Genomic DNA, 21,248 nt, shown 5'->3' with positions numbered 1-21,248 from the left:
CCTGTGCTGAAGGACGCTTTCGCCGCGTCACATGCGGTGAAGGGCCCCTGCAGCCCGGCCTTGCTCCAGGGGGTCGTGAGTGGCGATTCGGGTTCTAACCCGAATCGCCACTCACGACCCGCCGCAGCGCGCCCGGGCCCGGACCCCACGTTCGGCACAGTCCTCATCGCAGTTCCACCTCCGCCCCGCGGTACAGCGGCCCCACCAGCAGGCTGCCCCAGTTCGGCACCTGGTCCGGCGTCGTGCCCATCGCCGGCGACACGAGCAGATCGATCAGCCGCTGCTCGTCCGGCGAGTTCACCATCGAACCTCCCGCGTTCCCGCCCGCGGGAATGGTCCCGTTCGAGGGCAGGGTGCCGTCGGGATCGCGCGGCGGCGCGGGTTTCGACGATCCGTCGTCGATGGCGCCGTCCGGCGGGTACTGCGGCCAGCGGCCCGGCGGCGGGACCTCCGGGTAGCACCGGGGCCCGCGTTTGTCGTTGTACTTCGGCTCGTCGACGCCGGGCAGGTACTTGCCCCGGCTCGGCGTGAACTCGATCGTCACCCGGCTGACCTCGGGATGCGCGGTGCCCTTGCCGAACGCGAGTTCCGCGCGGGGCACCGATCCGGCGAGCTGTTTGAGCAGGCACGGGTATTCCGGCGCGTATTTCGCGAGGACGTCCAACGTGGGCTGCAGGTTGGTGGTGAGGCGGATCAGGTTGTCCTGGTTGACTTTCAGGAAGCTCGTCAGGTCGATCGAGGCCGCGGTCACGGTCGAGTAGACGTCGGCGAGCCCGCGCTGGCTCTCGACCAGCGTTTTGCTTGTGGTGGTCAGATCCGAAAGCGCGGCCAGCAGATCCGGCGCGGCCTTGTCGTAGATCGCGGCGGCGTCGGCGACCCCGGTGATGTCAGCCTTGAGGTCGGGCAGCGACGGATTCACTTTGCCGAGGTACTCCGAAAGTCCCGCCATCGTCGCGCCGAGCTGCTTGCCCTGACCGTCCAAAGCGGACGCGACGGCGTTGAGCGTGCTGGCCATCTTCTCCGGCTGGACGGCCTGCAGCAACGGCATCACGTTGCCGAGCACGGTTTCCAGCTCGATCGCGCTGCTGCTGCGGTCTTGCGGGATGACGTCGCCCTCGGCGATGTGCCGTTCGGGTTTCTCTGGTACCTGCAAGGCGACATACCGTTCGCCGAACAACGTCTTCGGCAGCAGCCGCGCGGACACGTTGGACGGGATGACCGACGTCTTGTCCGGCTGCAGCGCCAGATCCATCGTCGCGCGGTCACCGTGGGCCTGGATCGCGCGGACCTCGCCGACGACCATTCCCCGCACCTTGACGTCCGCGCCCTCGCGCATCTGGTTGCCGATGCGGTCGGTCTCCAGTTTCACCAGGGTCACCGAAGTGAAGGCCTTCTGGTAGAAGGCGATGGTGGTGACGAAGAACAGCACGACCACCACGAGGAAGATCAGCCCCAGCACCTGGTGCCGGAGCCGCTGCAGCAGCATCCTCCTGTTCACCCGGAAATCCTCACTGTCGTGGTGGCGCCCCAGATCGCCAGGCTCAGGAAGAAGTCGAGCACCGAGATCAGCACGATCGACGTCCGCACCGCGCGGCCGACCGCGACGCCGACCCCGGCGGGCCCGCCGCTGGCGGTATAGCCGTAGTAGCAATGGGACAGGATGACGAGCACGCTGAAGATGATCACCTTGAGGAACGACCAGAGCACGTCCTCGGGCGGCAGGAACAGCGTGAAGTAATGGTCGTAGGTGCCCGCGGACTGGCCGTAGAGCCAGATGGTGATCTGCCGCGACGCGAGATAGGACGAAAGCAGCCCGACGGCGTACAGCGGGATCACGGCGGTGACGCCGGCGATCACCCGCGTCGTCACCAGATACGGCATGCTCGGCACACCCATCACTTCGAGCGCGTCGATCTCCTCGGAGATCTTCATCGCGCCCAGTTGCGCGGTGAACCCGCAGCCGACGGTGGCCGAAAGCGCGAGCCCGGCCGAAAGCGGCGCGACCTCGCGGGTGTTGAAGTAGGCCGAGATGAACCCGGTCAGCGCGGCCGTGCCGAGCTGGTTCAGCGCCGAATACCCCTGCAGGCCGACGATGAGACCGGTGAACAGGGTCATCCCGATCATCACGCCGAGCGTCCCGCCGATCACCGCGAGCGCGCCCGTGCCGAAGCTGACTTCGGTCAGCAGGCGGAAGATCTCGCGGCCGTAGCGCCGGATCGTGCGCGGGGTCCAGGCCAGCGCGCGGAAGTAGAACGACAGCTGGCCGCCGAAGCCTTCCAGCATCGCACCGGGACGCGCGATGATCTCGAGCGTCCGATCGGAAACAGCGGGTTCGCCTGCCATGTCACATCGCCTTCGGCGGCACGATCCGCAGGTAGATCGCGGTCAGCACGACATTGATCAGGAACAGCAGCAGGAACGTGATGACCACGGCCTGGTTCACCGCGTCGCCGACACCCTTCGGCCCGCCGGCCGGGTTCAGCCCGCGGAACGCCGCGACCACCCCGGCGACGAAACCGTAGAGGAGCGCCTTGATCTCGCTGATCCAGAGGTCCGGCACCTGCGCGAGCGCGTTGAAGCTGGCGAGATACGCGCCCGGCGTGCCGCCCTGCATGACGACGTTGAAGAAGTAACCGCCGAGCACGCCGACGACGCTGACCAAACCGTTCAGCAGCACCGAAACCACGATCGCCGCGAGCACGCGGGGCACGATCAGGCGCTGGATCGGGTTGACCCCGAGCACCTCCATCGCATCGATCTCTTCGCGGATCTTGCGGGCGCCGATGTCGGCGCAGACCGCGCTGCCGCCCGCGCCCGCCACCAGCAGCGCGGTGATCAGCGGGCTCGCCTGCTGCACGATCGCGAGCGCGCTCGCCGCGCCGGTGAACGACTGCGCGCCGATCTGCTGCGTCAGCGATCCCAGCTGCAGTGCGATGACCGCGCCGAACGGGATCGCCACGAGTGCCGTGGGCAGGATGGTGACACTGGCGAAGAACCAGCACTGCTGGATCCATTCGCGGAACTGGAACGGTCGTTTGAAGATCGCGCGCAGGACTTCCCACGACAGCGTCGCGAGCCTGCCGACCTGTGTGAGCGCACCCGTACCCGGGACGGACACCGATGCGTTCACAGAACCTCCCAGTAGCCTGCCCCGAGTCTTACTCCACCTGTCAACGCCCCATTGCGTTAGCGGTGTTCACTTTGCTCTCGGCACCTCCGCGTCAGAACTTGAGAGCGTGCGTCGCGGTCGCGCCGCCGTCGGCGACGAACTCCGCGCCGGTGCTGTACGAACTTTCGTCACTGGCCAGGAACAACACGAGTTTCGCGATGTCCTCCGGCTGTCCGACGCGGCCGAGGGCGACCTTCTTGCCGACCCACGACATGTCGACTTTCTGCCCGCCCGCGGCGGCCGCGACCATCGGGGTGTCGATCGCGCCGGGGTGGACCGAATTGACCCGGATGTTCTTCGCGCCGAGTTCGAGCGCGGCGACCTTGGTCATCCCGCGGATCGCGAACTTGCTCGCGGTGTAGGCGACGAGGAACGGCATCCCGGCGAGCCCCTCCACTGAGGACACGTTGACGATGGAGCCGCCTCCGGCCCCGGTCATCGGTTCAACGACCGAGCGCATCCCGAGAAACGCGCCGATCTGGTTGACCCGGACGACGCGTTCGTAGTCGGCGAGCGTGGTCTTGCCCAGTTCCGAGAAGTGCAGGATGCCCGCGTTGTTGACCAGCACCGTCGGGGGGCCGAGCTCCGCCTGAGTGCGCTCGATCGCCGCATCCCATTCGGCTTCGTCGCCGACGTCGAGATGCTGGTAGACGGCCGCTTCGCCGAGATCGGCGGCGAGTTTCTTGCCGTCGAGGTCGTTGATGTCGGCGATCACCACACGCGCGCCCTCGGCGACGAACAGCCGCGCGGCCGCCTCACCCTGCCCGCGGGCACCGCCGGTGATCAGCGCTACCTTGCCGTCGAGCCTGCCCATCGTCATCTCCTCCGATTCACGGCAGCGACATGATCTCGGACGCGGAGAACATCCGCTCCGGGTCGCGGTCGGCGAAGTAGCCGCCCACGCTGGTGGCGAGTTCTTCGGGGGTCCAGGTGCCGTTGGCGGTGTCGAACCGCTGCTCCACCGACGGTGGCCGCATCAGCGCGACCATCCCGCCGTAGACGAGGAACACCTGACCGTTGACGCGATCCGCGTCCGGCGAGCAGAGGAACGACACGAACGGCGCGACATGGTCGACCGAAAGGGGATCGATCCCCTCCGGAGCGTCGGCGCCGAAGACGCCTTCGGTCATCGCTGTGCGGGCACGCGGGCAGATCGCGTTGGCGCGGACCCCGTAACGGGAGAGACCGCGCGCGGTGGAGACGGTCAGCGCGGCGATGCCCGCCTTGGCCGCGCCGTAGTTCGGCTGGCCGGGGGCGCCGAGCAGGAACGACTCCGACGCGGTGTTGACCACTCGGCCGTACACCGGCGCGCCGTCCACTTTGGACTTGTCGCGCCAGTACGCCCCGGCGTTGCGCGAAAGCAGGAAATGCCCGCGCAGGTGGACGCGGAGCACCGTGTCCCATTCGTCGTCGGTCATCGAGAAGAGCATCCGGTCGCGCAGCACGCCCGCGTTGTTGACCAGGACGTGCAGCCCGCCGAAGTGGTCGACGGCGGCGGTGAGCAGCGCGTCGGCGGTCGCGGACTCCGACACGTCGCCGGTGACCGCGATGGCCGTGCCGCCCTCGGCCTCGATCTCGTCGGCCACCGCCTGCGCGGCGGTGGACACGTCGTTGACCACGACCGACGCTCCCGCGGCGGCCAGCGCCAGCGCCTCGGCCCGGCCGAGTCCCGCGCCGGCGCCGGTCACAATGGCCGTCTTGCCGTCCAAACTCACTCCGGGCCTCCTTGCCTCTCCGCACACACTAGAATCTGTTCTTGCTCGATGCAAGCAGCAAATAAACGGTGCTAACCACGTATGAGCAGCGCGTTTTTCGGGCAGCTCGCCACGGCTTGAGTAACACGTTCTACTTGATTCTGTGGAACTTCGCCCGGCGCGAGGACAAGCTCCTCGTCGTCATCGAGATCGAAGACCTCCGGCGCGAAGCCGACACAGATCGCGTTCGCCTCGCAGAGTGAGCGATCGACGTCGATCTCCATATTCCCTCCTCGCCGTCACACCTGGTACAACTAGAACAGGTTCTACCCTACCGCCGCGAGCGGCCATGGCACCAGTAACGAGCACCGACGGCAGAGGTGACGGATGCGGATCGACTACACGCCGGAGCAGCGGGCACTGGCGGGCGAACTCCGGGAGTACTTCGCCGGGCTGATGACCCCGGAGCGCCGCGAAGCCCTGGCCGGCGACGGCGGCGAGTACGGCAACGGCCTGGTGTACAAGGAAATCGTCCGCGACCTCGGCAGGGCGGGCTGGCTCGCGATCGGCTGGCCCCGCGAGTACGGCGGGCAGGACCGGCCGATGCTCGACCAGCTCATCTTCACCGACGAGGCGGCCGCGGCGGGGGTGCCCGTCCCGTTCCTCACGGTGAACACCGTCGGCCCGACGATCATGCGGTACGGCACCGAAGAACAGAAGGCGTTCTACCTGCCGAAGATCGCCGCGGGCGAGCTGCACTTCGCGATCGGCTACTCCGAGCCGGGCGCGGGCACCGACCTGGCGGCCCTGCGCACGCGCGCGATCCGCGACGGCGACGACTACGTCATCAACGGCCAGAAGATGTGGACGAGCCTGATCGAGTACGCCGACTACATCTGGCTGGCCGCCCGCACCGATCCCGAGGCGCATCGGCACAAGGGCCTGAGCATGCTGATCGTGCCGACGTCGGCCCCCGGTTTCTCCTGGACGAAGGTGCACACGGTCGCCGGGCCGGGCACGAGCGCGACCTACTACGACGACGTCCGCGTCCCGGTGACCTCCCGGGTCGCGGGCGAGAACGAGGGCTGGCCGCTCATCACGAACCAGCTCAACCACGAGCGGGTCGCGCTGACCTCGGCCGCGCCGATCCAGACGTCGCTGCGCGAGGTGCGCGCCTGGGCGCAGACCACGAAACTGCCCGACGGCACCCGCGTCGCCGACCAGCCGTGGGTGCGGCTGCACCTGGCGCGGATCCACACCCACGCCGAGTACCTGAAACTGCGGAACTGGCGGATCGCCTGGGCCGCCGCCAGCAGCGAGCTCGGCCCCGAGGAGGCGTCGGCGACCAAGGTGTTCGGCACGGAGTTCGCGACCGAGGCCTACCGGCTGATGATGGAGATCCTCGGCGCGGGCGCGGTGGTCCGCGAGGGCTCCCCCGGCGCCCAGCTGCGCGGCCGGATCGAACGGCTGCACCGCTCGTCGCTCATCCTCACCTTCGGCGGCGGCGCCAACGAGATCCAGCGGGACATGATCGCCGCGACCGCACTCGGCCTGCCCGTCACGCGCTAGGAGACATCCATGGACTTCACGCTCACCGAAGCGCAGCGAGACCTCGCGTCGCTCACGCGCCGGATCCTCACGGACAAGGTCACCCCCGAGGTGCTGGGGCCGCACGGTTCCGGCGGCTTCGACGCTCCACTGTGGACTTCACTGGCCCAGGCGGGCGTACTCGACGCGGCGCTGCCGCAGTCGGTCGGCGGTGGCGGGTTCGGGCTGCTGGAGCAGTGCTCGGTACTCGCCGAGATCGGCCGCGCGGTCGCGCCCGTGCCGTATCGGACGTCGGTGGTCATGGGCGCGGCGGCGGTGGCCTCCTTCGGCGACGGACGGCTCGCCGAACGCTGGATCGTCCCGGTCCTGCGCGGTGACCACGTCCTCGCGGTGGCGTTGCCGGATTACGGCGTGCCGTGCGGGTTCACGGCCGAGGCCGACGGCGACGGCTGGCGGCTGACCGGCGCGCAGACCGCGGTGCCGTCGGGCGCGTTCGCGCACGGGTTCCTCGTCGAAGCCGCCATCGACGGCGGCCGTCAGGTGTTCCTGCTCGACCGGGACGCGGTGACGGTCTCGCCGCAGCGGACCGTCGACCACGCCGACGCGGCGCTCGTTGAACTGTCCGGCGCGAAGGCCACGGTGTCCTTGGGCGACGTCGGCGAATGGCTGCGGCTGCGAGGCACGATCGGTGTCTGCGCGCAGCAGCTCGGCGTCGTCGAACGGGCTTTGGAGCTGACCGCGGCGTACGCGCGGGAGCGCAAGCAGTTCGGGCATCTGATCGGGAGTTTTCAGGCGGTGCGGCAGCGGCTCGCCGACGCCTACGTCGACGTCGAAGCCGTCCGGCTGACGTTGTGGCAGGCCGCCTGGCGGCTGAGCGAAGGACTTCCGGCGGCCGAAGAGGTCGCGACGGCGAAGTTCTGGGCGGCCGAGGCCGGGCACCGTGTCGCGCATACCGCCGTGCACATCCACGGCGGGGTCGGCATCGACGTCGAGCACACCCTGCATCGCTACTTCGTCGCGGCGAAGCGGCTCGAGTTCACCTTCGGCGGGGCGACCGCGCAGCTGGGCGGGCTCGGCGACCTCCTGGCCGCGGCTCCGGCATGACCCCCACGGTCACGGAACTCCTGCTCGCGCGGGCGGAGGACCACTCGACCGGGTTGCTGTTCGAGGACCGGCGCTGGACCTGGGCCGAACACGTCCGGGCCTGCGCCGGATACGCCGCCGCGCTCGCCGGGATCCTGCGTCCCGGCGGGCATTTCGGCTTGCTGGCGGACAACGTCCCCGAGTTCTCGTTCCTGCTCGGCGGGGCGGCGCTCTCGGGGCACGTGCTGGCCGGCCTGAACCCGACGCGGCGGGGCGCGGCGCTCGCCCGGGACATCGCGCTGGCCGACTGCGAGCTGGTGTTCGCCGAGGAGAAATACCTTCCCTTGCTGTCCGAGGCGGGCGTGCCGGTGCTGCCGCTGAGCGAGCTCGAACCGGCCCGGGAGGCCGTGGTCCCCGTGGCCGCGAAGCCCGAAGACCTGCTCATGCTGATCTTCACCTCCGGCACCAGCGGCGACCCGAAGGCCGTCCGGTGCACGCACGGGAAGATCGCCTACCCCGGCGAGATGCTGGCGACGCGCTTCGGTCTGTCCACAGAGGACAATGTCTACGTGTCGATGCCGATGTTCCACTCCAACGCCATCATGGCGGGCTGGTCGGTCGGGCTCGCGGCGGGCGCGGGGATCGCGCTGCGGCGGCGGTTCTCGGCCTCCGGTTTCCTTCCGGACGTCCGGAGGTTCGGGGCGACTTACGCCAACTACGTCGGCAAGCCAATGTCCTATGTGCTCACCACGCCCGCTCGGGACGACGATGCCGACAATCCGCTGAAACTGGTCTATGGCAACGAAGGCGCGGAGGCCGATCTCGCCGCGTTCGGCGCGCGATTCGGCTGCCACGTGGTCGACGCGTTCGGTTCGACCGAAGGCGGCGTGAACTTCGGCAGGGACGCCACCACTCCGCCCGGTTCGCTCGGCCGCTTGCTCGACGGCGTCGCCGTCCTCCATCCGGAAACCGGGAAACCCTGTCCCCCGGCGGAATTCGGCGAAGGCGGGAAGCTGCTCAACGCCGCCGAAGCGGTCGGCGAACTGGTCAACACCGGTGGTCCCGGCTTCTTCGCCGGGTACTACGGCGATCCCGAGGCCGAGGCCGAACGGATGCGCGGCGGGATGTACCACACCGGCGACCTGGCGTACCTCGACGCGGACGGTTACTGCTATTTCGCGGGACGGCTCGGCGATTGGCTGCGCGTCGACGGGGAGAACCTCGGCACCGCACCGATCGAACGCGCGCTCCTGCGGCATCCCGCCGTCAGCGAGGCGGCCGTGTACGGCGTTCCGGATCCGCGCGTCGGGGACCAGGTGCTGGCCGCCCTGGTCTGCCGGGCGCCGATCGATGCGAACGAGTTCGCCGCTTTCGTTGCCGCGCAAGGTGATCTCGGGCCGAAACAGTGGCCGAGGTTCGTCCGCGTGCTCGACGCGCTGCCCCGGACGGCCACGCACAAGGTGCTCAAACGGGAACTGGCCGCGGACGGCACACACGACGCCCTGGAGCTCCGCTACCCTCGCGTTTAGTCCTCTGAATGCGATAGTTCGCATTCAGAGGACTAAATGCGGAAGGGGACCCGGGGGGGGCCGATCCCAGGGTCGGGACCGGTGATCTTCCCGATGTCCGCGGCCGGGCGCGCTCCCTACGTTCGGTGCCATGAAACGAACAACGCGCCGGATCGGCGTACTCGCCACCGCACTCGCCCTTCCCGCCGTCCTCCTCGCGCCGTCCGCGTCGGCGGCCCCCGTCCGCTTGAGCCTTCCCGCGCCGACCGGCCCGTTCGCGGTCGGCACCACCGACCTCCACCTGATCGACCGCTCCCGCCAGGACCCGTGGGTTCCCGGCACCCCAAGGGAACTGATGGTCACCGTCCGGTACCCGGCATTGCCGAGCGGAAAGCCGAAGGCGCCGTACATGGCGCCGGGTGTCGCGAAGGTGGTGGCCGAAGGCGACGCCGCCAAACTCGGCATGCCGTCGGACCGGATCGACTACCGCTTCCCCACCCACTCCCGGATCGGCGCGCCCGCGATCGGCGGCGGACGGCCGGTCGTGCTGTATTCACCCGGGGGCACGCTGTCGCGTTCGCACGGCACCACACAGCAGGAACAGCTCGCGAGCGAGGGCTACGTAGTGGTGGCCATCGACCACACCCACGAAGCGGAAGCGGTGGAGTTCCCCGGCGGCCGTGTCGAGAAGAAGGCCTTGCCGCCGTCGAGCATCGAGGTGTCGAAACGCGTGATCGAGACCCGCGTGCGGGACACGCGTTTCGTCCTCGATTCGCTCGGCCTGGGCCAAGTCGGCATGTTCGGCCATTCCGCCGGCGGGTTCACCGCGGGCGAGACGATGGTGAGCGACCGGCGCGTCGTCGCCGGGGCGAATCTGGACGGCAGCATGGCCCACTCGCAGTCTCAGCGGATCTTCGGCCGCGTCGCCGACGAAGGACTGGACCGGCCGTTCCTGCTGATGAGCGCCGGCGACCACAGCGCGGCGTCGGACGCGTCCTGGCAGGAGTTCCAGCGCAACCAGCGCGGCTGGACCGGGGAAACACGGCTGCCGGACGGTGAGCACTTCAGCTTCACCGACTATCAGACCCTGCTGCCGCAACTGGGGAACGCGCCGGCCGCGTTCGTCGGCACCATCGATCCCGCACGAAGCGTCGCCGTCCAGCGCGCCCGGCTCTCGGCGTTCTTCGCCGAGCACCTGCGTCACCGAAGCAGCGACGCGACCAAGGTGTCCTTGAGCCAGGCTTCGTAGTCGTCGTGACTCCACCCGGCCTCGGCGACGAGGCTGGTGTGGACGTCGGCGCTCATCAGGGCCACGGCGATGTCCGTGGCCCTCGGCACCAGGGCGCGGCCGCTCTTCCGGACGCGGTCCATGACCATCTCGACGCCGAGCCGGTTGCGCCGCGCGCCCTCCGCCTGGGTCGCGGCGATGTCCGGATCGACGGCGGCACCGGAGCTCAGCATCGCGACGATGTCCCCGCAGCGTTCCCGGACCTGGCGGGCGACCGTGGCGAGCAGGCCGAGCAGCGCGACCGGATCGTCGATCCGCTGCGCCTCGGCGACGAGGTCGGGGATCCCGGCCTCGTCGTCGAGGAGGTCGACGAGACCACCGAGGACACCGGCCTTCGACCCGAAGTGCGCGTAGATGGTCTGCGGTGAGACCCCTGCCTCTTGGGCGATGACGCGGATCGGCGTCCGCGCGTACCCGCGCTCGGCGAACAGGCCGCGGGCCGCCGTCAGGATCGTGCGCAGCGTCAGCGCCTCACGGCGATCGCGCAACCGGACGATGCCGGGAAGGTCCGCCGACATGTATGCTCCTCGAAAGTTGGAACGTTGTTCTAACTAATGGATCATTGTTACAGGAGGATAGCGATGACCACCGAGGAGATCATCACCGCGTTGGAACGTGCCTGGAACGCGGGCGACGGTGAGGCGTGGGCGGCGAACTTCGCCGAGGACGCGGACTTCGTCGACGTCGTCGGCCGGATCCAGCGCGGCCGCGCGACGATCGCGCGCGAGAGCCAGAACATCTTCGACACCATCTACCGGGGAAGCACGCTGAGGATCCGCCAGGTGTCGAGCCGCCCGCTCGGCGGCGGGTTCGACCTCGTGCACACCGCGACCGTGCTGACCATCCCCGCCGGGCCCCTGGCCGGGGAAGCACGGGCGGTGCAGACGAAACTCGTCCACGGCGGGCTGATCGTCGCGTTCCACAACACGATCCGCGGCGATATCGCGACGTTCACCCAGCACGACAAGGACCTCGCGGCCCGCTCGCCCCAAGAGTGGGAGCTCAAGCAGGGGCGTTGATCGGCCGCAGCCGTCGCGGCCCGGTGTCGGGACGGGACGGTGGCGGGCCCAGCACGATCCGGGCGTTGGCCACGAAAGCGCCGTCCGGCGAGGCGAGGATCGGGTCGAGCGTCATCGACCGGACCTCGGGGTTGTCCTCGGCGAGCGCCGCGACGCGCAGCACGATGTCCTGGAGCGCGGCCAGATCCGCCGGTTCGTCGCCGCGGTAGCCGGTGAGCAGCGGCGACGTCCTCGGTTCGCGGAGCAGGGTGGCGGCGTCGACGTCGGTCAGCGGCACGGCGCGGTAGGCCCGGTCCCCCAGCAGCGTGCTGACCAGACCGGACAGCCCGAACGACACGAGCGTGCCGAACGACGGGTCGTCCTGCAGCCCGATCACGCAGGACAGCCCCTTGGGCGCCATCCGCTGGACGTAGACCTCGTCGTCGCCGGAGATCTCCCGCAGATCGAGGTACGCCCGGCGCACTCCGTCCACAGAGGACAGATCGAGCCGCACCCCGGCGAGGTCCGGCCTCCCGCGCAGCCGTTCGTCGATGGCCTTGAGCGTGACCGGGAAGCCCAGGTCCTCGGCCGCTTTCACCGCTTCGTCCGCGGAGGTCACGACCCGGAACGGGACGACGTCGATGCCGTAGCAGCCCAGGAGCCGGACCACGTCGTCGTCGGAGAGCAGCGTCGTCTTGCCGTCCTCGGCCGCCAGCAGTTCGGCGACGATCACCTGCGCCTGCTCGGCGTGCAGGCCGGCGGGACGCACCAGGTTGCCCTGCGGCCGCTGCCGCCAGGCGGCGTACCGCACGACCCGCGCGAGCGCGTTCACCGCGCGTTCCGGGCTCGGGTACGACGGGACCGAACCCCGCGTCGGCACGCCGTCCTCCGACAGCACGGCCAGCTCGTCCGGCACGCCCTCGACGGCGAGGAAGGTCGACACGATCGGCTTGTTCTTGTCCATCTCGACTACGGCCTCCCGCAACGCACGGGCGTACGCGGTCCCCGGGATCGCGAGCGGTGGCACGAAAACCACGACGAGCGCGTCGGTGTCCGGGGAGTTGAGCGCCTCGCGCACGGCGGCGGCGAATTCCTCCGGGCTCGCCTGCGGCCCGACGTCGACCGGGTCGGCGGTCAGCCGGAGGCCGTGCGCCCGCGCCGTGTCGGCGGCGAGCAACCCGATGGCGCTGGAGTTGCCCACGATGGCGATCCGCGGCCCGGCGGGCAGCGGCTGATGGGCGAAGACCAGCGCGGTGTCGAAGAGCTGCGCGAGCGTGTCGACGCGGACGACACCCGCCTGCTCGAACAGGGCCTGGACACTGGATTCGTCGACCTCCGCCGAGGTCGCGGCGAGCTGCGGGCGGACGGCGTGCCTGCCGGATTTCACCGCCACCACCGGCTTCGTCCGCGCCAGCCGCCGCGCGAGCCGCGCGAACTTGCGCGGGTTGCCGAACGATTCCAGGTACAGCAGGACGAGATCGGTCGCCGGATCGGTCTCCCAGTACTGGAGCAGGTCGTTGCCCGAGACGTCGGCCCGGTTCCCCGCCGAGACGAACGTCGAAAGCCCGAGGCCGCGTGCTTCGGCGTCGGCCAGGATCGCGGTGCCCAGCGCGCCGGACTGGCAGAAGAACCCGGTGCGGCCGCGCGCGGGCAGGCGGGGCGCGAGGGTGGCGTTGAGCCGGACCGAGGCGTCGGTGTTGAGCACGCCCAGCGCGTTCGGGCCGACGACGCGCATACCGTGCGCCCTGGCCTCCCCGACCAGCCTCAGTTCGGCGTGCAGCCCGTGCGGCCCGGCCTCGGCGAACCCGCCGGAGACGATCAGGAGGGTCTTGACGCCTTTGGCCAGCGCACCGTCCAAAACGGACTCGACGGCCTCGGCGGGCACGGCGACCAGCGCGAGGTCGACGTCCTCGGGGATGTCCACGACGGACGGATAGGCACGGACGCCGCGGACGGACTTGTGCTCCGGGTTGACCGGGTAGACCGTGCCGGCGAAATCGGCGCTGAGCAGGTTGGTGAGGGCGACGTAGCCGATCTTCGTCGGATCGGTGGACGCACCGATCACCGCGACCGACTTCGGATGCAGCAGGTTGTGCACGCTGCGGGCCTCCGCGGCCTGCTCCCGGGAGCGGGCGACCGCGAGCGACTCCTCGGTCGGGTCGATGTCGAACTCCAGGTGCAGCACGCCTTCTTCGATCTCGCGGCTGACCTGGTAGCCCGCGTCACGGAACACGCGCACCATGCCCGCGTTCTCGGCGAGCACCTCGGCGACGAAGCGGCGCAGCCCGGATTCCGAGGCGGCCGCGGCCAGATGCTCCAGGAGGATCGACCCGAGCCCGCGGCCCTGATGGGCGTCGTCGACGACGAACGCGACCTCGGCCGACGGCCCGTGTTCCAGCCGTTCGTACCGGCCGACCGCGACGATGTCGTCGCCGAGCAGCGCGACGAACGCGACCCGGTCGTGGTGGTCGACGACGGAGAACCGTTCGAGGTCGCGCTGCGGGATCCGCGGATAGGCGCCGAAGTACCGGAAGTACCGGGTGCGTTCGGACAACCGGCCGTGGAAGGCGACGAGGCCGTCGGCGTCGCTCGGGATCACCGGGCGCAGGTGCACCGTGCCGCCGTCGGAGAGCAGGACGTCGGCCTCCCACTCACGCGGGTAGTCGTAGGGGTCGCGTTTGATGTCCTCACTGACCATGTTCAGTCCCTCGGATCGTCCGGATCGAGGCCGTGCAGGGGGAAGATCGCGCGGCGGGTGTCGCGGATGGCGATGTCGACCGGTTCGTCCTCGCCGTCTCCCCACGGGACGAAGGCGGTGTCGCGGTCGTCGGACATGCCGGGCGGGATCTCGGCCTTCGGCGCCGCCCTGGAGATCGACGCGACCCAGTTCGGCGGCAGCGACGTCGCCGGGTCGACGTCGCGGTCGAGCACGGTGGCGAGCAGATGGGTCCAGGACCGGGGCACCACCCGGATCAGCTGGTAGCCACCGCCGCCGACGGCCAGCCAGCGGCCATCGGTATGCGTCTCGGCCAGTTCGCGCAGCCTGCGGTAGATGGCGCGATGGCCGTCCACGGAAAGCGAGAGGTCCGCCAGCGGGTCTTCTTCGTGCGAGTCGACGCCGCATTGGGTGACGAGGATCTGCGGCCGGAACTGCTCCAGCAGCGACGGCACCACCGCCTCGAACGCCCGCAGCCAGCCGCCGTCACGGGTCCCGGGCGGCAGCGGCAGGTTGACCGAGGTGCCCTCGGCCCCGCCCTTGCCGATCTCCGCCGAATAGCCCGTGCCCGGCCAGAGCGTGAACGGGTGCTGGTGCAGGGAAACGGTCAGCACCCGCGGGTCGTCGTAGAACGCCGTCTGCACGCCGTCGCCGTGGTGGACGTCGGTGTCGACGTACGCGACGCGATCGAAGCCGTGGTCCAGCAACCACGAGATCGCGACCGAGCAGTCGTTGTAGACGCAGAAGCCCGACGCCTTGCCCGGCATCGCGTGATGCAGGCCGCCGGCGATGTTGACCGCCCTGGTCGCCTCGCCCTCGGCGATCTTCCGCGCGGCCAGCAGCGTCGAGCCGACGACGAGCGCGGAGGCCTCGTGCATCCCGGTGAACACCGGGTTGTCCTCGGTGCCGAGCCCGTGCGCGAAATCGGCACCGGTCATCGGCGCCTGCCGGACGGCCTCGATGTACTCGCCGAGGTGCACGCGGCGCAGCTCGTCCTCGCCCGCCGGGCCGGGGATCAGCAGTTCGACCCCGTCGAGCACGCCGAGTTCGGTGGCGAGCCGGATGGTCAGCTCGAGCCGCACCGGATTGAACGGATGCTCGCCGCCGAGGTCGTAACCCAGCAGCGAGGAGTCCCATACGACGGCCGGTGCTCGCATGGTCGGAACTCTAGTGCCCGGACGCGGCTCGTGCGCCGTTCCGCGGGTCAGCCGGGCAGATCCCCGGTGGCCACCGGGCGCTCCGGATCGCGGGACCAGTGCGACCACGAACCCGCGTACAGCGCCGCGGGCTCCGGGTGGCCGGCGACCTCGAGCGCGAGCACGACGGACGAGGCGGTGACGCCCGATCCACAGTAGACACCGACCGGTGTCTCCGGGGCCACGCCGAGCCCTTCGAACCGCTCGGCCAGCTCCGAGGCATCACGCCAGCGACCGTCCTCCCCGACGTGCCCGGAGAAGGGCGCGTTGACCGCGCCGGGGATATGCCCGGCGCGCGGGTCGATCGGCTCGGTCTCGCCCGCGTACCTCGGCCGCGCCCGTGCGTCGAAGAGCAGCCCGTCCCTCGCGAGTGTGGCGGCCCCGGCCGCGTCGAGCACCGGCATGCCGCCCGGCTCGACGACGATGTCGCCCTCCGCCGGTGACGGGATCTCGTCGGTGAGCGGGCGCTCTTCCTCCGCCCACGCGGCGAACCCGCCGTCCAGCACGGCGACCTCGGCGTGCCCGGCCCAGCGCAGCAGCCACCACGCCCGGGCCGCGACCGAACCGTCGGAGTCGTCGTAGACCACCACCGGGTGACCGGTGCGGACCCCGGCCGCCCGCAGGTGCCGCTGCAACGTCTCCGGCTCGGGCAACGGGTGACGGCCGCCCTCCCCCGGCTCCCCGGCGAGCGCCGTGTCGAGGTCGACGTACACCGCGCCCGGGAGATGCGCCTCACGGTAGGAATCGGCGCCGGGCGGCCCGGCGAGCCGCCAGCGGACGTCGAGGACTACGGAGCGTGCGGATTCCGGCCCGGAGAGCCGCTCGGCGAGTTCGCTGGTGGTGATCATGGGGCGCATGGGCCCATCTTCCCGTGCCCCACGTCTCCATGCCCAGCTTGGGGGACTTTTCCCGCCTCGGTGCTTGTTCTCCCCACGCCTGCGTCGCTGTCGGTGCCAGCGACTACGATGAGCAACGCGGACGAAGGGGACAGCGTGAACGATCTCATCGACACCACAGAGATGTACTTGCGTACCATCTACGAGCTCGAAGAAGAAGGTGTCGTCCCGCTGCGGGCCCGGATCGCGGAGCGGCTGCAGCAGAGCGGCCCGACCGTGAGCCAGACCGTCGCCAGGATGGAACGCGACGGACTGGTCGTGGTCGCGGACGACAGGCACCTGCAGCTGACCGAGCACGGTCGCGAGCTCGCCATCGCGGTCATGCGCAAGCACCGGCTGGCCGAGCGCCTCCTGGTCGATGTCATCGGCCTGGAATGGGAGCACGTCCACAACGAGGCCTGCCGCTGGGAACACGTGATGAGCGAGGCCGTCGAGCGCAAGCTGGTGAAGCTGCTCGACCACCCGACCACGTCGCCCTACGGCAACCCGATCCCGGGGCTGGACAAGCTCGGCGACGGTGATCCCGCCCCGCCCGCCGAAGCCGACCTCGTGCGGCTCGACGAGTTCGCCCGCATGGGCGGCGGCGAGGTCGAGATCCGCCGCATCGCCGAGCACGTGCAGCTGGACGAGACGCTCATGACGGAGCTCAAGTCGGTCGGCATCGTCCCCGGCAGCCGGGTCAAGGTCGGCAAGACGGCGCCCGGCGGCACCATCGAGGTCACCGGCGGGAGCAGCACCGCGCAGGTGCCCGTCTCGGCGTTGCACGCCGTGCTGGCGCAGGCCAGGTGAGCGCCGCGTCCGACGCCGCGGAGACCTTCCAGGACCTCCACGGCCGGGCTCCGGCCGGCGTCTGGTCCGCACCGGGCCGGGTGAACCTGATCGGTGAGCACACCGACTACAACGACGGTTTCGTGCTGCCGTTCGCCCTCCCGCACCGGCTCGCCGCCGCGGCGTCGCCGCGCGAGGACGGTGTGCTGACCGTGGCCACCCTCGGCTCGGACGGGCGGGTCCAGGAATCCGGCCCGCTCACCATCGCCGATCTGCGGCCCGGCTCGGTGGAGGGGTGGGCCGCGTACCCGGCCGGGGTCGCGTGGGTCCTGCGGGACCAGGGCCTCACCGGCGGCGCGGACGTGGCGCTCGCGGGGAACGTGCCCTCGGGGGCTGGCCTTTCCTCCTCCCACGCGCTCGAATGCGCCGTCGCGCTCGCCCTCCTGGGGCTGGCGGGCATCAACCCGGGGACCGGCGCGGGTGCGCCGACCCTGCACGAGGTGGCCCGCTGGGTGCAGCGTTCGGAGAACGACTTCGTCGGGGCGCCGACCGGCCTGCTCGACCAGACCGCTTCCCTGTGCTGCACGGAATCGAACGTGCTGTTCCTCGACGTCCGTTCCGGCGAGCTGGAGCAGGTGCCGTTCCCGCTGGAGGAATCCGGCGTCCGGATCCTGATCATGGACAGCCGCACGAAGCATTCGCACGCCGAGGGCGGCTACGGCGAACGCCGCCGGGGCTGTGAGCGCGCCGCGGAGCTGCTCGAAGTGAAGGCGCTGCGGGACATCGGCGTCGACGGGCTGGACACCGCCCTCGCCAAGCTGCCGGACGAGCTCGTGCCGCTGGTGCGCCATGTGGTGACGGAGAACCAGCGCGTCCTCGACACCGTGGACCTGTTGCGGGCGGGCCGGATCACCGAGATCGGCCCTCAGCTCGACGCCTCGCACGTGAGCATGCGCGACGACTACCGGATCTCCACCCGTGAACTCGACCTCGCCGTCGATTCGGCCCGCGAAGCCGGGGCGCTCGGCGCGCGGATGACCGGCGGCGGCTTCGGCGGGTCGGCGATCGCGCTGGTCCGCGAGTCCGATGTGGACACCGTGGGCCGGGCGGTGAAGGCCGCGTACGAAGCGGCGGAGCTGCGCCACCCCAGGCTGTTCACCGCCGTGCCGTCGCGTGGCGCGGGCCGCGACGAGCTCTAGCCGCCGCACCACCCCCGGGCGCGCACCGTGCCCGGGGGCGAGGACACTGGGCCGCGACCGCATCCGCAGCAGAAAGGCGCGAACGTGACCGACGAACCGACCAAGACCCTGAAGCTGATGGTGACGGGCGGAGCCGGTTATGTGGGCAGCGTCTGCGCGGCCCGCCTCATCGAGGCCGGGCACGACGTCACCGTGGTCGACGACCTCTCCACCGGGCACGCCGACGCGGTGCACCCGGACGCGACCTTCGTCGAGGGTGACGCCGCCGAGGTCGCCCGGCGCCTGCTCGGTGACGGCTTCGACGGTGTCCTCCACTTCGCCGCCAAGTCGCTGGTGGGCGAATCGATGACGGATCCGGCGAAGTACTGGGAAGGCAACGTCCTCACCTCGCTCCGCCTGCTCGAGGCGATGCGCGACCACGGCACGAAGCGGCTGGTGTTCTCCTCCACCGCGGCCACCTACGGCGAACCCGAGTCCTCCCCCATCCCGGAGACTGCGCCGACCCAGCCGACCAACACCTACGGCGCGACGAAGCTGGCCATCGACCACGCGATCACGTCGTTCTCGCGCGCCCACGGCATCGCCGCGGTCAGCCTGCGCTACTTCAACGTCGCCGGCGCCTACGGCTCCTTCGGCGAGCGGCACACCACCGAAACCCACCTGATCCCCCTCGTGCTCCAGGTCGCCACCGGGGACCGCGAGCGGATCCAGATCTTCGGTGACGACTACCCGACTTCGGACGGCACCGCCATCCGCGACTACATCCACGTGGTCGACCTCGCCGACGCGCACCTGCTGGCCCTGCGGCACGCGGCCGACGGCGAACACCGCATCTACAACCTCGGCAGCGGCACCGGTTTCTCGGTGCTCGAGGTGATCGAGGCGTGCCGCCGCACCACCGGTCACGAGATCCCCGCCGCGGTCGCGCCGCGCCGCGCGGGCGACCCGTCGGTGCTGGTGGCCTCCAGCGAGCGGGCCGGTGACGAGCTCGGCTGGAAGCCCGAGCGCACCGACCTCGACGGCATCGTGGCCGACGCCTGGGCGTTCACCCAGTCCCGCCAGAACGTCTGAGCCTGATTTCCGGTGGTCCTGCGGCTTGCTGCCGCAGGACCACCTCGATCAGATCGGACGGCGGCACCATCGCGTTGAGGGCCGTGCTCAGCAGCTCCGCCAGCCGGTGCCCGGGGTCGGCCTCGGCGGCCCTGGCCAAGGCCATCCCGGCGGTCGCCAGGTCACCTCGGACGTAGGCGGCGTGCGCCTTCAGGACGAGCGCCTCGGCCGCTTCGGGTGCCGGGAGCTCCCGGGCCAGGATGAGCCAGAGGTCCTCCGCCACGCGGGCGAGCGACGAGTCCGCGGGGACGGCCGTGAGCAGACAGGCGCCGCGAACCTCGACCAGGGAAAGCGCCCAGGCCAGCCGGACGGCTTGGTCGTCGCTGATCGCCCGGTCTCCGCTGTCGGCGCGGGTGAGGGCGGCGTTCACCTCGGCGACTCCGGCCGGGACGGGATCTTCCCCTCGCCACGGCGGATCGGCCATCCTGGTGAGCAGATCGGCACGTCTGGCGAGCGTCTCCGGCGCGACGGGGTCGAAGAGCCGCTCGACCTCGTCCCGGCTCGCGTGGGTGACGTGCCCGGCGCCGGTGACGACCGCTGCGGCCACCGAGTCCCGCGGATCCGGCAGGATCCCGCCACAGGTCCGCTCCCGGTAACAGCCCCACCGCACGTCGGCGGCGATCCGGGGCGCCCACACCGCATGTGTCACCGAGATCTCGTACTCGGCGAGCGAGGCTTCCAGGCGCCGGATGAACCGGCGCCGCGGTGGCCGCCCCGCCTTGTTCGCGGCGCCACCGCCGACCACCGCGAGGGTGGCACCGGTGTGGCCGGACACGGCGAGCCTGATCGCCAGGTCACGCGCCTGGTCTTGTTCCAGGCCGGGCGGCGGGAGGTCCACGCGCATGACGAGGCCTTGTTTCATCCGTCCCGGGCCGCGCAGGCCGAAGACGACGACGGAGTCCTCGGGGTGGAATCCGAGGAGGTACGGGATCGCGGCGAGCAGGTCCGCCGGATCCGTCAGATCGACCTTGGTCCTGCCGGTCGGGGTGGAAGTGGTCATGCCCCCACCCTGCGGCGGGAATGGGGCCGCGGGGTGGGGGCATGACAGATCTGTGGACAGCCGGGACCGTTGTGGACAACCGCCGCGGGACCGATCGTGGGACGCCGATCCTGTCGGTGAGGTGATCTACAGTGTCCGGCTCCGAGGGATCAGCCGCAGTGTTCGAACGGGCTCTCGTAAGCGTTCGATCCGACCGAACCGCCCCACTTGACGCAGGTCGAGGCGGCCGTCTTCTTCACCGGTCCGGCGTAGTAGGTGAAGCTGCCCGAGTCGGTCACGCGGGCCGAACCCTGCACCTCGAGGAACGCCGAAACCGGCGAGGCGGTGCCGAGCGAAACGGCCTTCAGCGTGGTGACGCAGTTGGCCCCGGTCGAGGCGTTGTACAGCAGGTACGCGGTTCCCGAACCGTTCGCGAGCCCCTGCGAGTCGACGACCGAGAAGCCGCTGCCGCACACCTCGGTGGCCTCGTACGGGTTGCCGCCGCACGAGTTCTTGCTGGTGAAGTTCGTGTGGCCGTAGTACGGCACCGCGACCCCGTTCAGCATCGCCTTCTGCACCACGCCGTTGAGCCGCTCTTCGAAGTGCAGGTGCGGACCGGTCACCCCGCCGGTCGCGCCGGCCGTGCCGATCTGCTTGCCGAGGCTGACGGCCTGGCCGACCGAGACGGACTGCGTCGACAGGTGGGCGTAGCGGGTACGCCAGCCGCCACCGTGGTCGATCTCGACCCAGCGCCCGTAGCTCGTGCTGCCTTCGTTGGCGACCCGGGTGACGGTACCGCCCGCCGAGGCCAGCACCGGCATCCCGGTGATCCCCGACTTCTGGAAGTCGACCGAGTTCGCCGGGCTGTGCCCGCTGAACGTCGCCGCCGTGACCGTGACGCCGCATTTGAAGGGGACCTGGAAGTTCGGGGCGGCCGACGCCTGCGTCGTACCGGCGAGGGTCAGGCCGAGCGCGGGGATGACGGCGGCCGCGGCGAGCACTGCGAAACGGCGCAACCTGGACATGGAGACCTCCATCAGGTGGGGAAGCCGGACAGGACGGAGCAAAGCCGGGGGAAATACATTTTCCGTACAAG

At 70.4% G+C, this 21,248-nt stretch carries 20 protein-coding genes; 8 read left to right on the top strand and 12 right to left on the bottom strand.

The features are described 5' to 3' along the window. Positions 1–163 precede the first annotated feature (163 nt). The 6 genes from ED92_RS27495 to ED92_RS42080 form a co-directional block, all read right to left on the bottom strand. Positions 164–1,486 carry an MCE family protein gene (locus ED92_RS27495; protein ID WP_037343492.1) on the bottom strand — a complete coding sequence of 441 codons (1,323 nt, stop codon included), beginning with the start codon at positions 1,484–1,486 and terminating at the stop codon, positions 164–166. Between the two features lie 8 nt (positions 1,487–1,494). Further along, positions 1,495–2,343: an ABC transporter permease gene (locus ED92_RS27490; RefSeq protein WP_016332769.1), complete on the bottom strand. Its 849-nt coding sequence runs from the start codon at positions 2,341–2,343 to the stop codon at positions 1,495–1,497. Position 2,344: 1 nt separating this feature from the next. Next, positions 2,345–3,130 carry an ABC transporter permease gene (locus tag ED92_RS27485; protein ID WP_152611023.1) on the bottom strand — a complete coding sequence of 262 codons (786 nt, stop codon included), beginning with the start codon at positions 3,128–3,130 and terminating at the stop codon, positions 2,345–2,347. Between the two features lie 91 nt (positions 3,131–3,221). Continuing rightward, a complete protein-coding gene (locus ED92_RS27480) occupies positions 3,222–3,983 on the bottom strand; it encodes a glucose 1-dehydrogenase (RefSeq protein ID WP_037343352.1) in 762 nt (253 codons plus the stop codon). A gap of 16 nt (positions 3,984–3,999) precedes the next feature. Beyond that, positions 4,000–4,884, bottom strand: coding sequence for a 3-oxoacyl-ACP reductase (locus tag ED92_RS27475; protein ID WP_037343351.1), 885 nt, complete (start codon positions 4,882–4,884; stop codon positions 4,000–4,002). 71 nt (positions 4,885–4,955) lie between these two features. Further along, positions 4,956–5,147: a ferredoxin gene (locus ED92_RS42080; RefSeq protein ID WP_081975930.1), complete on the bottom strand. Its 192-nt coding sequence runs from the start codon at positions 5,145–5,147 to the stop codon at positions 4,956–4,958. A 103-nt stretch (positions 5,148–5,250) separates the two neighbouring features. Here ED92_RS42080 and ED92_RS27470 point away from each other — a divergent pair, with 103 nt between their 5' ends. The 4 genes from ED92_RS27470 (at position 5,251) to ED92_RS27455 (ending at position 10,251) form a co-directional block, all read left to right on the top strand. Continuing rightward, positions 5,251–6,432, top strand: a complete 1,182-nt coding sequence (locus ED92_RS27470) for an acyl-CoA dehydrogenase family protein (protein ID WP_037343349.1) — start codon at positions 5,251–5,253, stop codon at positions 6,430–6,432. Positions 6,433–6,441: 9 nt separating this feature from the next. Then, positions 6,442–7,515 (top strand): acyl-CoA dehydrogenase family protein, encoded by a 1,074-nt coding sequence (locus ED92_RS27465; protein WP_037343348.1) that lies wholly within the window; start codon positions 6,442–6,444, stop codon positions 7,513–7,515. Continuing rightward, complete coding sequence (locus ED92_RS27460) at positions 7,512–9,023, top strand: long-chain-fatty-acid--CoA ligase (protein WP_037343347.1); 1,512 nt, start codon at positions 7,512–7,514, stop codon at positions 9,021–9,023. Before ED92_RS27465 ends, ED92_RS27460 begins: the two co-directional genes overlap by 4 nt. A 130-nt stretch (positions 9,024–9,153) precedes the next feature. Beyond that, positions 9,154–10,251, top strand: a complete 1,098-nt coding sequence (locus ED92_RS27455) for a lipase (RefSeq protein WP_037343345.1) — start codon at positions 9,154–9,156, stop codon at positions 10,249–10,251. Here the strand turns inward: ED92_RS27455 and ED92_RS27450 are convergent. Further along, the gene (locus ED92_RS27450) at positions 10,203–10,808 is read right to left on the bottom strand and encodes a TetR/AcrR family transcriptional regulator (RefSeq protein WP_037343343.1); all 606 of its coding nucleotides are present in this window, start codon (positions 10,806–10,808) and stop codon (positions 10,203–10,205) included. The two genes, ED92_RS27455 and ED92_RS27450, sit on opposite strands and share 49 nt — an antisense overlap. A gap of 63 nt (positions 10,809–10,871) precedes the next feature. Between ED92_RS27450 and ED92_RS27445 the strand changes: the two genes are divergently transcribed. Next, positions 10,872–11,309 (top strand): SgcJ/EcaC family oxidoreductase, encoded by a 438-nt coding sequence (locus ED92_RS27445; protein WP_037343342.1) that lies wholly within the window; start codon positions 10,872–10,874, stop codon positions 11,307–11,309. Here ED92_RS27445 and ED92_RS27440 read toward each other — a convergent pair. From ED92_RS27440 to ED92_RS27430, 3 genes are read right to left on the bottom strand one after another with little or no spacing between them, the layout of a single operon-like run. Continuing rightward, positions 11,293–13,986, bottom strand: a complete 2,694-nt coding sequence (locus ED92_RS27440; protein ID WP_037343339.1) for a bifunctional GNAT family N-acetyltransferase/acetate--CoA ligase family protein — start codon at positions 13,984–13,986, stop codon at positions 11,293–11,295. The genes ED92_RS27445 and ED92_RS27440 overlap by 17 nt on opposite strands. Before the next feature lie 2 nt (positions 13,987–13,988). Beyond that, positions 13,989–15,161: an acetoin utilization protein AcuC gene (locus tag ED92_RS27435; protein WP_037343337.1), complete on the bottom strand. Its 1,173-nt coding sequence runs from the start codon at positions 15,159–15,161 to the stop codon at positions 13,989–13,991. 47 nt (positions 15,162–15,208) lie between these two features. Continuing rightward, complete coding sequence (locus tag ED92_RS27430) at positions 15,209–16,057, bottom strand: sulfurtransferase (protein WP_037343335.1); 849 nt, start codon at positions 16,055–16,057, stop codon at positions 15,209–15,211. Positions 16,058–16,165: 108 nt separating this feature from the next. On the opposite strand from ED92_RS27430, the gene ED92_RS27425 reads away from it, so the two are divergent. From ED92_RS27425 to galE, 3 genes are all read left to right on the top strand, one after another. Beyond that, entirely contained in the window at positions 16,166–16,885 is a 720-nt protein-coding gene (locus ED92_RS27425; RefSeq protein ID WP_016332755.1) for a metal-dependent transcriptional regulator, read from the top strand. Then, positions 16,882–18,063 carry a galactokinase gene (gene galK / locus ED92_RS27420; RefSeq protein ID WP_037343332.1) on the top strand — a complete coding sequence of 394 codons (1,182 nt, stop codon included), beginning with the start codon at positions 16,882–16,884 and terminating at the stop codon, positions 18,061–18,063. Before ED92_RS27425 ends, galK begins: the two co-directional genes overlap by 4 nt. A 117-nt stretch (positions 18,064–18,180) precedes the next feature. Then, complete coding sequence (gene galE / locus ED92_RS27415; protein ID WP_143202595.1) at positions 18,181–19,134, top strand: UDP-glucose 4-epimerase GalE; 954 nt, start codon at positions 18,181–18,183, stop codon at positions 19,132–19,134. Here the strand turns inward: galE and ED92_RS27410 are convergent. Then, positions 19,109–20,173 (bottom strand): DUF4192 domain-containing protein, encoded by a 1,065-nt coding sequence (locus tag ED92_RS27410; RefSeq protein WP_037343329.1) that lies wholly within the window; start codon positions 20,171–20,173, stop codon positions 19,109–19,111. The two genes, galE and ED92_RS27410, sit on opposite strands and share 26 nt — an antisense overlap. A 149-nt stretch (positions 20,174–20,322) precedes the next feature. Next, positions 20,323–21,177: a M23 family metallopeptidase gene (locus ED92_RS27405; protein ID WP_037343326.1), complete on the bottom strand. Its 855-nt coding sequence runs from the start codon at positions 21,175–21,177 to the stop codon at positions 20,323–20,325. Positions 21,178–21,248 lie beyond the last annotated feature (71 nt).

It is taken from the genome of Amycolatopsis sp. MJM2582 (assembly GCF_000754115.1).
GTDB lineage: Bacteria > Actinomycetota > Actinomycetes > Mycobacteriales > Pseudonocardiaceae > Amycolatopsis > Amycolatopsis japonica.
Note: the sequence above shows the minus strand (reverse complement) of the source record. Positions and strands in the feature narration are given on the sequence as shown.

Excerpts from the sequence above, each read along its gene's own strand:
- ED92_RS27450 (WP_037343343.1), bottom strand. The coding sequence starts at position 10,808 with ATGTCGGCGGACCTTCCCGGCATCGTCCGGTTGCGCGATCGCCGTGAG.
- galE (WP_143202595.1), top strand. The coding sequence starts at position 18,181 with ATGGTGACGGGCGGAGCCGGTTATGTGGGCAGCGTCTGCGCGGCCCGC.
- ED92_RS27495 (WP_037343492.1), bottom strand. The coding sequence starts at position 1,486 with ATGCTGCTGCAGCGGCTCCGGCACCAGGTGCTGGGGCTGATCTTCCTC.
- ED92_RS27490 (WP_016332769.1), bottom strand. The coding sequence starts at position 2,343 with ATGGCAGGCGAACCCGCTGTTTCCGATCGGACGCTCGAGATCATCGCG.
- ED92_RS27440 (WP_037343339.1), bottom strand. The coding sequence starts at position 13,986 with ATGGTCAGTGAGGACATCAAACGCGACCCCTACGACTACCCGCGTGAG.
- ED92_RS27460 (WP_037343347.1), top strand. The coding sequence starts at position 7,512 with ATGACCCCCACGGTCACGGAACTCCTGCTCGCGCGGGCGGAGGACCAC.
- ED92_RS27445 (WP_037343342.1), top strand. The coding sequence starts at position 10,872 with ATGACCACCGAGGAGATCATCACCGCGTTGGAACGTGCCTGGAACGCG.
- ED92_RS27435 (WP_037343337.1), bottom strand. The coding sequence starts at position 15,161 with ATGCGAGCACCGGCCGTCGTATGGGACTCCTCGCTGCTGGGTTACGAC.
- ED92_RS27470 (WP_037343349.1), top strand. The coding sequence starts at position 5,251 with ATGCGGATCGACTACACGCCGGAGCAGCGGGCACTGGCGGGCGAACTC.
- ED92_RS42080 (WP_081975930.1), bottom strand. The coding sequence starts at position 5,147 with ATGGAGATCGACGTCGATCGCTCACTCTGCGAGGCGAACGCGATCTGT.
- ED92_RS27480 (WP_037343352.1), bottom strand. The coding sequence starts at position 3,983 with ATGGGCAGGCTCGACGGCAAGGTAGCGCTGATCACCGGCGGTGCCCGC.
- ED92_RS27425 (WP_016332755.1), top strand. The coding sequence starts at position 16,166 with ATGAGCAACGCGGACGAAGGGGACAGCGTGAACGATCTCATCGACACC.
- ED92_RS27405 (WP_037343326.1), bottom strand. The coding sequence starts at position 21,177 with ATGTCCAGGTTGCGCCGTTTCGCAGTGCTCGCCGCGGCCGCCGTCATC.
- ED92_RS27410 (WP_037343329.1), bottom strand. The coding sequence starts at position 20,173 with ATGACCACTTCCACCCCGACCGGCAGGACCAAGGTCGATCTGACGGAT.
- ED92_RS27465 (WP_037343348.1), top strand. The coding sequence starts at position 6,442 with ATGGACTTCACGCTCACCGAAGCGCAGCGAGACCTCGCGTCGCTCACG.
- ED92_RS27455 (WP_037343345.1), top strand. The coding sequence starts at position 9,154 with ATGAAACGAACAACGCGCCGGATCGGCGTACTCGCCACCGCACTCGCC.
- ED92_RS27430 (WP_037343335.1), bottom strand. The coding sequence starts at position 16,057 with ATGCGCCCCATGATCACCACCAGCGAACTCGCCGAGCGGCTCTCCGGG.